Annotated in this window: 13 protein-coding genes; 9 read left to right on the top strand and 4 right to left on the bottom strand. The window is 71.5% G+C overall.

The window, feature by feature from the left end:
- Positions 1-211: 211 nt before the first annotated feature.
- From HBB12_RS26195 to HBB12_RS26210, 4 genes are all read left to right on the top strand, one after another.
- Entirely contained in the window at positions 212-1825 is a 1614-nt protein-coding gene (locus HBB12_RS26195) for an acyl-CoA synthetase (protein WP_236992046.1), read from the top strand.
- 352 nt (positions 1826-2177) lie between these two features.
- On the top strand, positions 2178-3401 hold the full coding sequence (locus HBB12_RS26200; protein ID WP_236992047.1) for an ABC transporter substrate-binding protein: 1224 nt from the start codon (positions 2178-2180) through the stop codon (positions 3399-3401).
- Positions 3398-4060: a glutathione S-transferase family protein gene (locus HBB12_RS26205; RefSeq protein ID WP_236992048.1), complete on the top strand. Its 663-nt coding sequence runs from the start codon at positions 3398-3400 to the stop codon at positions 4058-4060. The genes HBB12_RS26200 and HBB12_RS26205 overlap by 4 nt, the downstream gene beginning before the upstream one ends.
- 98 nt (positions 4061-4158) lie before the next feature.
- A complete protein-coding gene (locus HBB12_RS26210; RefSeq protein WP_236992049.1) occupies positions 4159-4971 on the top strand; it encodes a universal stress protein in 813 nt (270 codons plus the stop codon).
- 3 nt (positions 4972-4974) lie between these two features.
- On the opposite strand, the gene HBB12_RS26215 is transcribed toward HBB12_RS26210, so the two are convergent.
- Positions 4975-5682, bottom strand: a complete 708-nt coding sequence (locus tag HBB12_RS26215) for a Crp/Fnr family transcriptional regulator (RefSeq protein ID WP_236992050.1) — start codon at positions 5680-5682, stop codon at positions 4975-4977.
- A gap of 415 nt (positions 5683-6097) precedes the next feature.
- Here HBB12_RS26215 and HBB12_RS26220 point away from each other — a divergent pair, with 415 nt between their 5' ends.
- The 3 genes from HBB12_RS26220 to HBB12_RS26230 all read left to right on the top strand — a co-directional run bounded on the left by HBB12_RS26220 (position 6098) and on the right by HBB12_RS26230 (position 7819).
- Positions 6098-6517 carry a CBS domain-containing protein gene (locus tag HBB12_RS26220; RefSeq protein WP_236992051.1) on the top strand — a complete coding sequence of 140 codons (420 nt, stop codon included), beginning with the start codon at positions 6098-6100 and terminating at the stop codon, positions 6515-6517.
- A 91-nt stretch (positions 6518-6608) separates the two neighbouring features.
- Positions 6609-7022 carry a response regulator gene (locus tag HBB12_RS26225; RefSeq protein ID WP_236992052.1) on the top strand — a complete coding sequence of 138 codons (414 nt, stop codon included), beginning with the start codon at positions 6609-6611 and terminating at the stop codon, positions 7020-7022.
- A 125-nt stretch (positions 7023-7147) separates the two neighbouring features.
- Entirely contained in the window at positions 7148-7819 is a 672-nt protein-coding gene (locus HBB12_RS26230) for a helix-turn-helix domain-containing protein (RefSeq protein WP_236992053.1), read from the top strand.
- Between the two features lie 14 nt (positions 7820-7833).
- On the opposite strand, the gene HBB12_RS26235 is transcribed toward HBB12_RS26230, so the two are convergent.
- Complete coding sequence (locus HBB12_RS26235) at positions 7834-7989, bottom strand: hypothetical protein (RefSeq protein WP_236992054.1); 156 nt, start codon at positions 7987-7989, stop codon at positions 7834-7836.
- Between the two features lie 107 nt (positions 7990-8096).
- Positions 8097-8585, bottom strand: coding sequence for a c-type cytochrome (locus HBB12_RS26240; protein ID WP_236992055.1), 489 nt, complete (start codon positions 8583-8585; stop codon positions 8097-8099).
- A 273-nt stretch (positions 8586-8858) separates the two neighbouring features.
- Between HBB12_RS26240 and HBB12_RS26245 the strand changes: the two genes are divergently transcribed.
- Positions 8859-9848, top strand: coding sequence for an MBL fold metallo-hydrolase (locus tag HBB12_RS26245; RefSeq protein WP_236992056.1), 990 nt, complete (start codon positions 8859-8861; stop codon positions 9846-9848).
- Between the two features lie 101 nt (positions 9849-9949).
- Here HBB12_RS26245 and HBB12_RS26250 read toward each other — a convergent pair whose 3' ends face one another.
- On the bottom strand, positions 9950-11452 hold the full coding sequence (locus HBB12_RS26250; RefSeq protein ID WP_236992057.1) for an NAD(P)H-hydrate dehydratase: 1503 nt from the start codon (positions 11450-11452) through the stop codon (positions 9950-9952).
- A gap of 202 nt (positions 11453-11654) precedes the next feature.
- Here HBB12_RS26250 and HBB12_RS26255 point away from each other — a divergent pair, with 202 nt between their 5' ends.
- A complete protein-coding gene (locus tag HBB12_RS26255; protein WP_060845473.1) occupies positions 11655-11993 on the top strand; it encodes a P-II family nitrogen regulator in 339 nt (112 codons plus the stop codon).
- Positions 11994-12022 lie beyond the last annotated feature (29 nt).

The following is a 12022-nucleotide window of genomic DNA, read 5'->3' on the forward strand; positions in this document are numbered from 1 at the left end:
GGGGATCATTCATCCTCCATCCGTCCCACCCGCGACCTCAGGATGAGGTCGCGGATGGGACGCGGACATGGTCATGATTGCACGCGCCCCCCTGCTATCCCGGTCGCGCATCCCGCCCCCACCCGTGTTGACACCCAAAAACGAATGAACGATCGTTTCAATCGAAGGACCGCCGAACGGTCCACGTAACGATCACGGGTGGAACACGCCGATGCTGCAGCGCGCGGACACCTATGCCGATTTGGTGAAGAATTTCCGCTGGCGGATCCCGGCCCGCTACAACATCGGCACAGACGTCTGCGACCGGCACGCCCCGGGCAACCCGCTCGCGCTGATCCATCTCGACCACGACGGCGCCGTGCAGCGTTACGGCTTCGACGACCTGCGCCGGCTGTCGAACCGCTTCGCCAACGTGCTCGCCGCGCACGGCCTCGCCCCCGGAGACCGGATCGGCGTGCTGCTGCCGCAATCGCCCGAGACGGCGATTGCCCACATCACCGGCTTCCGGGCCGGGCTGATCACCATCCCGCTCTTCGTGCTGTTCGGGCCGGACGCGCTCGCCTACCGCCTCGGCAACAGCGGCGCCAAGGCGGTGGTGACCGATCGGGCCGGGGCCGTGCTGCTGGCGGGCTTGCGCGACGCGCTCCCCGACCTGGAGCGGGTCTACTGCATCGACGGAGCGGAGGACGGTGCGGAGGACTTCCATGCGCTGTGCGCCCGGGCCTCCGACGCCTTCACCCCTGTCGACACCGCGGCCGACGACCCGGCGGTCATCATCTACACCTCGGGCACCACCGGCGACCCGAAGGGGGCGCTCCACGCCCATCGGGTGCTGCTGGGCCATTTGCCGGGGGTCGAGATGCCCCAGCGCTTCCTGCCGCAGCCGGGCGACCGGTTCTGGACCCCGGCGGACTGGGCCTGGATCGGCGGCCTCCTCGACGTGCTGCTGCCGGCCCTGCATCACGGCGTCCCGGTCGTCTCCCATCGGGCAAAAAAGTTCGATCCGGAGGCGGCGTTCCGGCTGATGGCCGGTCAGGAGGTCCGCAACGTCTTCCTGCCGCCCACCGCCATGAAGATGATGCGCCAGACCCGCGCGACGCCCTATCCGGGCCTGAACCTCCGCTCGGTCGGCAGCGGCGGCGAGAGCCTGGGGGCGGAGATGCTGGCCTGGGGCGAGACGGTGCTCGGCGTGCCGATCAACGAGTTCTACGGCCAGACCGAGTGCAACCTCGTCGTCTCCTCCTGCGCCGACCTGTTTCCGGCCCGGCCCGGCGCCATGGGCAAGCCGGTCCCGGGCCACGATGTCCGCATCATCGACGGGGAGGGGGGCGAGGTGCCGGACGGCACGACCGGCCACATCGCGGTGCGTCGGCCCGACCCGGTGATGTTCCTCGGCTACTGGCAGAACCCGGAGGCCACGGCGAAGAAATTCGTCGGCGACTGGCTGATCACCGGCGATCTCGGCCGGCGCGACCCGGACGGCTTCCTGTGGTTCGTCGGCCGCGACGACGACGTCATCACCTCGTCCGGCTACCGGATCGGGCCGGGCGAGATCGAGGATTGCCTGCTTCGCCACCCCGCCGTCGCGCTGTGCGGCGTCGTCGGCGTGCCGGACCCGGTCCGGACCGAGGCGGTGAAGGCCTTCATCGTGCTCAAGGACGGCGTCGCGGGCACGCCGGACTTAGGACGCGAGATCCAGGATTTCGTCCGCACCCGTCTCGCCGCCCACGAATACCCGCGCCACGTCGCCTTCGTGGAGGAACTGCCGATGACCGCGACGGGCAAGATCATCCGGCGAGCGCTCAGGGAGCGGGGAGGGGCGTGACGATCGTCCCGGCCTCATGATCGCTCCATATCGGAGGCTAACAAGAGAATTCTGCCCCCCATCCGCGACCTCATCCTGAGGCGTTAGCCGATTGAAAATCGGCTGACCTCGAAGGAGGGCTCCAGGAATCGCTGAGACCTCTGGAGCCCTCCTTCGAGGTCAGTCCATCTGCGATGGAATGACACCTCAGGATGAGGTCGCGGGTGGGTTCGAGGGCCTGAATCGAGCAATCAGGCTCTCAGACACACGCCGCCATCCTGGATTTCGCTGCGCGGCCCCGGGATGACGACGGAGATTCATGGAGCATCCGGCGACCAACGACCGGATGCGGCGACACCACCGGGAGGACACCATGCCGATACGCCATCTCCGCCGACCGTTTCGCATCCTGGCGCTCGCCGCCGCCTCCCTCCTCACCCTCGCCCAGGCCCAGGCCGCCTCGACCCGCGTCACCCTGGGCGTGCTGAACGACCGCGCCGGGCCCTATTCCGACCTCGCCGGCGAGGGCTCGGTGGTGGCGGCCGAGATGGCGGCGTCCGACTTCAAGGCGCAGAACCCGGACTTCGACATCCGGGTCCTGTCGGCCGACCACCAGAACAAGCCGGATGTCGGCGCCGGCATCGTGCGCCAGTGGATCGACCGCGACGACCTCGACGTGGTGCTCGACGTGCCGTTCTCCTCCGTGGCGCTCGCCGTGCACCAGATCGTGCGCGAGAAGAACCGGCTGATGATCAATTCGGGCGCCGGCGCCTCGGAGATCACCGGCGCGCTCTGCTCGCCCAACACCATCCACTGGACCTACGACACCTGGGCGCTCGCCAACGGCACCGGCGGCGCGATGGTGCGCTCGGGCGGCGATACCTGGTTCTTCATCACCGCCGACTACGCCTTCGGCAAGGCGCTGGAGCGCGACGTGTCGGAGGTGGTGGAGCGCAACGGCGGCAAGGTGCTGGGCTCGGTCCGCCATCCGGTCGCGGCCAACGACTTTTCCTCGTTCCTGATCCAGGCGCAGGGCTCGAAGGCCAAGGTGGTCGGGCTGGCCAATGCCGGCAGCGACACGATCAACACCATCAAGCAGGGCGCCGAGTTCGGCGTCGCGGAGGGCGGGCAGCGCCTCGCCGGCCTGCTTGTCTTCCTGAGCGACGTGCATTCCCTGGGCCTCAAGGTGGCCCAGGGCCTGGTGCTGACGGAGGCCTTCTACTGGGACCTCGACGACGGCACCCGTGCCTGGTCGCGCCGCTTCGCCGAGCGCCACAAGGGCCGCATGCCGACCATGGTCCAGGCCGGCGTGTATTCGGGCATGATGCACTACCTCAAGGCCGTGAAGGCGACCGGCAGCAAGGACCCCGCCACGGTGACCGCCGAGATGCGGAGGGCGCCCGCGGAGGACCCGCTGTTCGGCCGCTCCGAGGTGCGGGCCGACGGGCGGGTGACCCATCCGATGTACCTGTTCGAGGTGAAGAAGCCCTCGGAGTCGAAGGGCCCCTGGGACTATTACCGCCTGGTCTCGACCATCCCCGCCGACCAGGCCTTCCGGCCGCTCAAGAGCGGCCACTGCCCGCTGGTGACACCATGAAGCTGCATCATTGCGTCGGCGCCCGCTCGTTCCGGCCGCTCTGGGCCCTGGAGGCGCTGGATCTGCCCTACGAACTGGCGATGCTGCCGTTCCCGCCGCGGGTCCGTGCCAAGGAGTACTTCGCCCTCAACCCCCTCGGGACGATCCCGCTCTTCGAGGACGGCGAGACGCGGATGACCGAATCGGCGGCGATCTGCGAGTACCTCGCGGCGCGCCACGGCGCCGGGGGGCTCGGCGTGGGCTCCGACGAGGCGGAATACGGCCGCTACCTCAACGCGCTGCATTTCGGCGAGGCGACCCTGACCTTCCCGCAGACCCTGGTTCTGCGCTACGGCCGGTTCGAGCCGCCCGAGCGGCGCAATCCCGGCCTCGTCGAGGACTATTCCCGCTGGTTCCTGTCGCGGCTCAAGGGCTTCGGCGTGGGTCTGGGCGATCGCCGCTTCGTCTGCGCCGGCCGCTTCACCGCCGCCGACATCAGCATCGGCTACGCCCTGATGCTGGCCGAGTTCGCCGGGCTCGCCGACGAGCTGCCGGACTTCGCTCGCGCCTACTGGGCCGGGCTGAAGGAGGAGCCGTCCTATGCTCGGGCGCTGGCGGCCGAGCGGGCGGCGGCGGAGGCGCAGGGCGTGTCGCCGGTGCCCTCGCCGCTGGGCGGCTGACGTCCGCCGGCCCGTGCGGTTTTGATCCAGCACAAGGCCGGGCCGGCGGCGATCGAAATAGTCTTCCCGACGATCACGCCGCGATCCCGGGTTCTCAGATGTCCATCGCCAGCATCATGGTCTCTCTCGACCTCGGACGGAGCGCGGGCGACCGCGTCCGTCTCGCGGCCGATCTCGCCGGCCGGTTCGAGGCCGGCCTCATCGGCATCGCCGCCCGGACCATCGACACGCCGGCGCCGGTCGGCGACATCCTGGAGGCGCAGGACGCCTATGCCGAGGAGCGGGCCGCCCTGGTCGACGACCTGGCGGAGGCCCGGACAATCTTCGCGCGGAGTTCCGGCTCGGCGCTCCGCACCGAATGGCGGCAGATCGAGGCCGGGCCCGAGGCTTTCCTGGTCCGGCAGGCGCGGGGAGCGGACCTCGTGGTGGTCGGGCGCGACCCGCGCGGGGACGGCGCTGGCGCGCTCGGGGCCGCGCCCGGTCCCGTGCTGATGGAGGTCGGCCGCCCGGTCCTGGTCGTGCCGCCGGGGATCGATCGCCTCGCGGCCGCCCGCATCGTCGTCGCCTGGAAGGACGCCCCCGAGGCGCGCCGCGCGGTGACGGCCGCCCTGCCGTTCATCACCCGCGCCGATCAGGTCTTCGTCGTCGGCGTCGGTCGCGAGGCCTCCCACGAGGGCGCCGGGGAGGTGGCGGACCTCCTGGCCCGCCACGGCGCGCACGTCACCGCGCATGCGCTCGAAGCGCCCAACCGGACCGTTGCCGGCGAGATCCTGCACTTTTCCGAGCGTCACGACGCGGATCTCGTGGTGATGGGCGGCTACGGGCATGCGCGGCTGCGCGAATGGCTCCTGGGCGGCGTGACCCGGGACATCCTCCAGGATGCGCCGCTCTGCTGTCTGATGTGCCACTGACGCTCAGATCGCCGCGAGCCGTGCCAACCGCTCCACGTCCAGGAGGCGCACGCCGCCCGGAACGATCAGGACGAGGTGCTGGCGGTCGAGGCGGGTCAGCATCCGGCTGACCGTCTCGATGGTCAGCCCGAGATGGTCGGCCATGTCCTGGCGGCCCATCGGCAGCTCGACCGTGACGGAGCTTCGCCCCGACCGGGCGTAGCGGTCCCGCAGGCCGAGGAGGAAGGCGATCACCTTCTCCTCGGCGGTGCGGCGCCCGAGGAGGAGCATCTGGTCCTGTGCCAGCCGCAGCGCGGTGCCGGCCCGCTCGTGCACGCTCATGAGCAAGTGGGGCTTGGCTTCCAGCAGGGCCGCGAAGTCCTCTCGTCCGAAGCGGCAGGCCACGACCGGGCCGAGAGCCTCGGCGGAGACGGAGTGGCGCTCCTCGAGGGCGAGGCCGAGGAAGTCGCCCGGCAGCGAGAAGCCCGTGATGTGGCGCCGGCCGTCGGGCAGCAGGCGGGTGAGGCGCAAGGCGCCCTCGATCACGGTGTAGACCGCGTCGCCCGGCTCCGCCTGGCGAAACAAGGCCTGGCCCTTGTCGAGGGCGAGGTGCTGGCTCAGCGCCTCGAACTCCGCCAGTTCGGGCGGGGCGAGGACCGAGCAGACGCCGAGCGGGCGCGCCGCGCAATCGGCGCAAGGAAGCGCCGGTCGCCCGCGGTGACAGGGCTGCATGGACCACTCGATCGATCTCTCGCCCGAACCCGTATCGACCAGCATGTCGTGTCCCCGCCCCCGCGGGCCGCGTGACGTCCGGCCCCCATGTCCCGAAGGTCCGGGAGCGCTGGCGGCCGTGCATTGATCCAGCGCAATCGTCGTCTCGCCGGCCAGGTTCGCGCCGGCCGGGCCGCGCCGGAGGCTTTGAGGTGGATCAAGGCCGCCCCGCCGGCCGCCGGTAAACGGGACGGGCCGCTGCATCGGATCGGCCGATCGGGATGCGGTCTGCGGACGTGCCGTCCGGGCGCGAGGGGAGGCCGGGACGGACAAACCCGATGCAGCGTGCGGGCCGGGCTCCTCTCGCGAGGGTGCCCGGCCTTTTTTGCCGTCCGGGGGCGTCGACGACCGCCCCGAATCCGCGTGAGGTCGCCCCATGCCCAACCGAACCCTCCTCGACGTCCTCGCCGGCCGTCCCGTGCGCGGCGTGAGCGGGAGCTTCACCGTCGCGAGCGTGTGCCACCGCCTGCGGGACTACGGCATCGGCGCCCTCGTGGTGATGAAGGCCAGGCGGCTCGTCGGCATCATCACCGAGCGGGACATCGCCGTCCGCGTCGTCGCGGGCCACCGCGACCCGATGCTGACCCTCGTGCGGGAGGTGATGACGCCCGATCCACAGACGATCGACGCCGAGGCGCGCCTCGCGGAGGCGCACCGCCTCATGATCGCCGGCGGGTTCCGGCACCTGCCGGTGATGCGCGGCGACGACGTGGTCGGGGTGATCTCGTTGCGCGACATCCCGGCGGTCGGGTCCCCCTCGGCGCGCGAGGCCGCCGAGGTTCCGGCGTTGGGGTGAACTGCCGGCGCTTGAGACAGATCAACGACCCGGCGGAGTGGCCCGGCTTATCGTCCGGGTGGTCGGAATCCAGGGCGCTCCAAGGGCGGTCATGCCAGCACAATCGGCCATGCCGGACAAGTCGGTCGTTCCCGTCCCGAGAGGACCGCTCCTCGTCGTCGACGACGACGAGGCCGTCCGGCGCTCGCTCAAATTCGCCCTCGAGCTCGAAGGGTACGAGGTGCGCCTCTACGCGGACGCCGCGCACCTGCTCGGGGAGACCGGATTGCCCGGAGCGGGCTGCCTGGTCGTCGACTATCACATGCCGGGCATGGATGGCGTCGCGCTCGTCGTCCGGCTGCGGGAGCGCCGCGTCGGCCTGCCCGCCATCCTGGTCACCGGCCGGCTCACGGAGGAACTGCGGCAGCGGGCGGTGCGGGCCGGCTTCCGACAGGTGGTGGAGAAGCCCTTCGAGGACGGGTCGCTGCTCGCCGGCATCCACGCCGCCCTCGCGGCTTCGCCCTGAGGCACGAGGCCGTAGGGAAGCCTGTCGCCTCAGGGAAACCCCTTAAGCGCTGTACCGGAATTTCGCGCAACGCCCCCGTGCCGTAGCCATGGCCTCGTCACACGCGATTCGGACGAGGGACCCCCATGCAGCTCGCGCTCGCCAACGCCGGCCTCGGCCCCGTGCTCGATGCCGCATCCGTCCTCCGGAGCCGGCAGGACGGCGCGGAGGCGGGGGCGCGCCGCCGCTGCGAGGCCGAGGAGGAGATCTACGCCGAGGGCGACCGCGTCGTGCATTTCTACAAGGTCGTGTCCGGCGCGGTGCGGACCTACCGGCTCCTGAGCGACGGGCGCCGCCAGATCGACGGGTTCCATCTCCCGGGCGACATCTTCGGCCTCGAGGCCGGCGCCGAACGGCGGACCGGTGCCGACGCGGTCATCGACACCACGCTCGCCGCCTTTCGCCGCAGCGACCGCGATGCCCTGACCGGTGCGGCCGGGGCGCTCGCCCAGGAGGTGGTGGCGGCGATGCTGCGGGCGCTGGAGCGGGCGCAGGACCATATGATGCTGCTCGGCCGCAAGTCGGCGCGCGAGCGCGTCGCGAGCTTCCTTCTCGGGCTCGCGGAGCGGGCCGGGACGGACGGCGCGATCGCGCTGCCGATGTCGCGGACCGACATCGCCGACCATCTTGGCCTGACGATCGAGAGCGTGTCGCGCACCCTGACCCAGCTGGAGCGGGACGGCATCATCGCGCTGCCGGCTCATCGCCGCACCGTCCTGCTCCAGGACAAGGCGGCGCTCCGCCGCCTGAATGCGTGAGCCGCCCCTGACGATCAGCGGGGCCGCGGCAGGGCGAGTCGGACGACGCTCGAACAGGCGATCAGTACCAGCACGCTCATCAGGCAGAGCCAGCCCAGGGTGCGGCCCGGATCGCCCTTGGCCAGGCACAGGGCGGCAAAGACGGGCAGGAGAGCGGCGGTCCACAGCATGGGTCTGGCTTCCTCGGGAGGGACACCTTGTCCTGCACCCGGCCCGGCCGGCCATCCTTGCGCTGCCTCAATGCGCGCAAGCTGGGCGCCGGCCCGCCTCGCGCCCGTCAGCGCGTCGAGGCGGAGGCCGCCGACTGCGATTGCAGGTAGGCAATGACATCCGCACGGTCCAGGGGATCGGGCAGCCCGCCGAAATGCATGCGCGTTCCGGGCGCAACCCTTGTCGGATCGGCGAGCCACCGGTCCATCGCCTCCGGTGTCCAGATGCCGCCCAGGGCGCTGAGCGCCGCCGTGTAGCCGTAGCGCGGGCTTGTGCTCGCGACGGGCTTGTTCATCACGCCGAAGAGGTTGGGGCCGTCGCGGTCGCCCGCGCCAGGGCCGATGGTGTGGCAGGCGGCGCATTGCCCGAACAGGCGGCTGCCCCGGCGCGGATCGGCGGCGCGCAACGCCGCATCGAGACCGGGACGATCGCCGAGCGCGCGCCGCCGCGCCGCGCCGTCGTCATCCGTGCAAGCCGAGACCAAGAGCGCGCAGCACAGGAGCAGGCCGCGTCCGGCCCGCGTCCGGCGTGATGCGGTGCGATTTCGGACCATCATCCATCCCGCTCTTCGCCGGAGGTCACGGCCGGCGCCGCACGCCCATGCCACCTCACCCAGCCGGCCGCTCCGACCTTGCCCTCACGCCGAGGGCTGCCCTGCCCCGTCCCGCTCCGATAGGGCCTCGCTGCGTGCTCTCGCACGAACCAAGCACGTTGTCGCTCCTGGTCCGAGACGGCGGCCGCGCGAGGGCGGCCTACGCGCCTTGACGGGTCGGCCGCCGTCCTGGACGAGCGAAGGACGGCCTAACGCAGCGACACGCGGATAGACACGATGCCCGACGACACCCTTCTCCCGACCCGGCGGACGATCCTCGGCGGCACCGCGGCCTTGAGTACCGCGGCCTTGAGTACCGCGGCCCTGACAGCGCTCCTCCCCGCCGGGGGCGCCGCGGCGCAGGCGCCGGCCCCCGCCGCACGGCGTTCACGGCTGATCCTGCTCGGGACGGCCGGTGGGCCGACGCCGAAGCCGAACCGGGCCGCGCCGGCCCAGGCCATCGTGGTCGACGGCCACACCTACCTGGTCGATGCCGGCAACGGGACCGGCCGGCAGATGGTGCTGGCGAAGCTGAAGCTCGGATCGCTCGATTCGGTGTTCCTCACCCACCAGCATTCGGACCACAACGCCGATTACGGCAACGTGCTCCTGCTCGCCTGGGCGACCGACCTCGCCCACCGGGTGAACACCTACGGGCCGCCCCCGCTCGTCCGGATGACGCGCCAGTTCCTCGACCTCAACGACTACGACATCAAGACCCGCATGGCCGACGAGGGCCGGCCCCCCCTCGCCGACCTGATCGTGCCGCACGAGATCACCGGACCCGGAGAGGTGATGCGCGACGAGCGCGTCGGCGTCACGGCCGCCCTGGTCCAGCACCCGCCGGTCGAGCCGGCCTTCGCCTTCCGCTTCGATTGTCCCGACCGGTCGATCGTGATCTCGGGCGACACCCGCTATTCGCCGAACCTGATCGCGCTCGCCAAGGGCGCCGACATCCTCGTCCACGAGGTCATGTACCTGCCCGAGCTCGACAAGCTGATCGCCACCGAGCCCAACGCCAAGACGTTGCGCGAGCACCTGATCGCGAGCCACACCACCGCCGAGGAGGTCGGGCGCGTGGCGACCGAGGCCGGCGTGAAGACGCTGGTCCTCTCGCATTTCGTGCCGGGCGGCTACCCGTTCATCAAGGACGAGGTCTGGCTCGACGCGGTGCGGCCGCACTTCAAGGGCGAGATCGTCGTCGGACGCGACCTGATGGAACTCTGAGGGCGTGGTCGACGCGGAAGGCCGGCTTCACCCCCTCCATCGTCGTGAAGCCGCGCAGCGGAACCGGGACGACGACGCAGGGAGGCGATCGGAGCGGGCCCTCACGCCGGCTCAAGTCCCTCCAGCACGTCTCGAAGCACCCCCGGCATCATCTCCGGCAGGTCCTCCGAGATCAGGCCGGGCCCGTGCCGGCGTGCCGCCGCCGCGTGCAGCCAGACCGCGGCGCACGCCGCGTCGAAGGGCGTCATGCCCTGGGCGAGCAGGCCGCCGATGAAGCCGCACAGCACGTCGCCGCTGCCGGCAGTGCCGAGCCAGGGCGTGCCGTTCGGGTTGATGGCGGCGCGGCCGTCGGGGGCGGCGATCACCGTGTCGGGTCCCTTCAGCACCACGACGGCGCCGAGGGCCGATGCGGCGGCGCGGGCACGCACGAGCTTCGAGCCCTTCAGCGGTACCGCCGCCACGCCCTTGAACAGGCGGGCGAACTCGCCCTCGTGCGGGGTCGCGACGGCTTGGGCGTCGCCCGCCGCGATCATCTCCGCCAGGTCGTCGGCCTTGGCCGAGAAGCTCGTCAGGGCGTCGGCGTCGAGGACGAGGCCGCGGCCGGATTCCGCGGCGACCCGCACGAGGTCGCGGGTCGGGGCGCCGGTGCCGAGGCCCGGGCCGGCGACGATCGCGTTCAGGCGCTCGTCGGTCAACGTGTCGTCGAGGTCGTCGGCGCTGTCGCAAGGCTTCAGCATGATCGCCGTGAGCTGGGCGGCGTTCTCCGGAAGAGCCGGCGTCGGCGACAGCACGGTGACGAGGCCGGCGCCGATCCGCAGGGCGCCGCGGGCGGCGAGCCGCGCCGCGCCGGTCCGGTGGGCCGGGCCCGAGAGAACCACGGCGTGGCCGCGGGTATATTTGTGGCTGTCCTCCGCGAGGCGCGGGAAGGCGGCGCCCCAGAGGTCCGGCCCGTTGACGTGGGCCTGGGGGCCGATCTCCGCCACGATGGCGTCCGGGATACCGATATCGGCGACCGTCACCGGGCCGCACAGGCGCCGGCCGGGCAGGAGCAGGTGGCCGGGTTTGCGCCGCAAGAAGGTCACCGTCTCGGTTGCCGTCACCACGGCGCCGCCGGCGGTTCCGGTATCGCCGTCGAGGCCCGAGGGCACGTCGACCGCCAGCACCGGCACGCCCGCCCCGTTGAGCCTTTCGACAAGGGACGCCGCCGCGCCGTCGAGCGGCCGCGACAGGCCGGCGCCGAACAGCGCGTCGACAACCAGGGCGTAGCCCGTGGGCGCGGCCTCGGCGGCATCGGCGACCCGGCCCGTCCACTCGGCGGCCGCCGCGGCGGCGTCGCCCTTCAGCGCGTCGCGGTTCCCGAGCAGGGCGACCTCCACCTCGCGGCCCGCCTCGGCCAGCACCCTGGCGGCCACGAACCCGTCGCCGCCGTTGTTGCCCGGTCCGCACAGGACCAGGATGCGGCCCTCGCCGGTCAGTGCCCGGGCGCGCTCCGCCACAGCCGCGCCGGCTCGGTGCATCAGGGTCAGGCCCGGGGTGCCGGCGCGGATCGCCGCGTCGTCGGCGCGGCGCATCTCGGCGGTGGTGATGAGCTCGGTCCCGGCCATCGCGTCAGACTCCCAGAGGCGCCCGGGCGCGACAGCTTTGCTGCGGCGCCAGGCGCTAGAACGGCGGATTGCGCAACAAACGCGCAGCGATTGCTTATATATTAGGCATTACCGGTCCGGTCCGGGGAAATCCCCCGTGGTTTTCGGCGCGGCGCGATGCTAGGAATGCCGCCGGAACCGTTGCAGACCAGGCCCGCCCGGCATGAAGAAGATCGAAGCGATCATCAAGCCCTTCAAGCTCGACGAGGTGAAGGAGGCCCTGCAGGAGGTCGGCCTTCAGGGCATCACGGTGATCGAGGCCAAGGGCTTCGGCCGCCAGAAGGGCCACACCGAGCTCTATCGGGGCGCCGAGTACGTGGTCGACTTCCTGCCCAAGGTGAAGCTCGAGATCGTGCTCCCCGACACGCTGGTGGACGGCGCCGTCGAGGCGATCCGCAAATCCGCCCAGACCGGCCGGATCGGGGACGGCAAGATCTTCGTCTCCTCGATCGAGGAAGCGATCCGCATCCGCACCGGCGAGACCGGCCAGGATGCGATCTGACGAAGGCGCGACCTGACGCCCCGTCTCCA

It is taken from the genome of Methylobacterium sp. SyP6R (assembly GCF_019216885.1).
In the GTDB taxonomy this organism is placed as follows: domain Bacteria; phylum Pseudomonadota; class Alphaproteobacteria; order Rhizobiales; family Beijerinckiaceae; genus Methylobacterium.

Coding starts and splice junctions, on each gene's coding strand:
- HBB12_RS26195 (WP_236992046.1), top strand. CDS start 212: ATGCTGCAGCGCGCGGACACCTATGCCGATTTGGTGAAGAATTTCCGC.
- HBB12_RS26200 (WP_236992047.1), top strand. CDS start 2,178: ATGCCGATACGCCATCTCCGCCGACCGTTTCGCATCCTGGCGCTCGCC.
- HBB12_RS26205 (WP_236992048.1), top strand. CDS start 3,398: ATGAAGCTGCATCATTGCGTCGGCGCCCGCTCGTTCCGGCCGCTCTGG.
- HBB12_RS26210 (WP_236992049.1), top strand. CDS start 4,159: ATGTCCATCGCCAGCATCATGGTCTCTCTCGACCTCGGACGGAGCGCG.
- HBB12_RS26215 (WP_236992050.1), bottom strand. CDS start 5,682: ATGCAGCCCTGTCACCGCGGGCGACCGGCGCTTCCTTGCGCCGATTGC.
- HBB12_RS26220 (WP_236992051.1), top strand. CDS start 6,098: ATGCCCAACCGAACCCTCCTCGACGTCCTCGCCGGCCGTCCCGTGCGC.
- HBB12_RS26225 (WP_236992052.1), top strand. CDS start 6,609: ATGCCAGCACAATCGGCCATGCCGGACAAGTCGGTCGTTCCCGTCCCG.
- HBB12_RS26230 (WP_236992053.1), top strand. CDS start 7,148: ATGCAGCTCGCGCTCGCCAACGCCGGCCTCGGCCCCGTGCTCGATGCC.
- HBB12_RS26235 (WP_236992054.1), bottom strand. CDS start 7,989: ATGCTGTGGACCGCCGCTCTCCTGCCCGTCTTTGCCGCCCTGTGCCTG.
- HBB12_RS26240 (WP_236992055.1), bottom strand. CDS start 8,585: ATGATGGTCCGAAATCGCACCGCATCACGCCGGACGCGGGCCGGACGC.
- HBB12_RS26245 (WP_236992056.1), top strand. CDS start 8,859: ATGCCCGACGACACCCTTCTCCCGACCCGGCGGACGATCCTCGGCGGC.
- HBB12_RS26250 (WP_236992057.1), bottom strand. CDS start 11,452: ATGGCCGGGACCGAGCTCATCACCACCGCCGAGATGCGCCGCGCCGAC.
- HBB12_RS26255 (WP_060845473.1), top strand. CDS start 11,655: ATGAAGAAGATCGAAGCGATCATCAAGCCCTTCAAGCTCGACGAGGTG.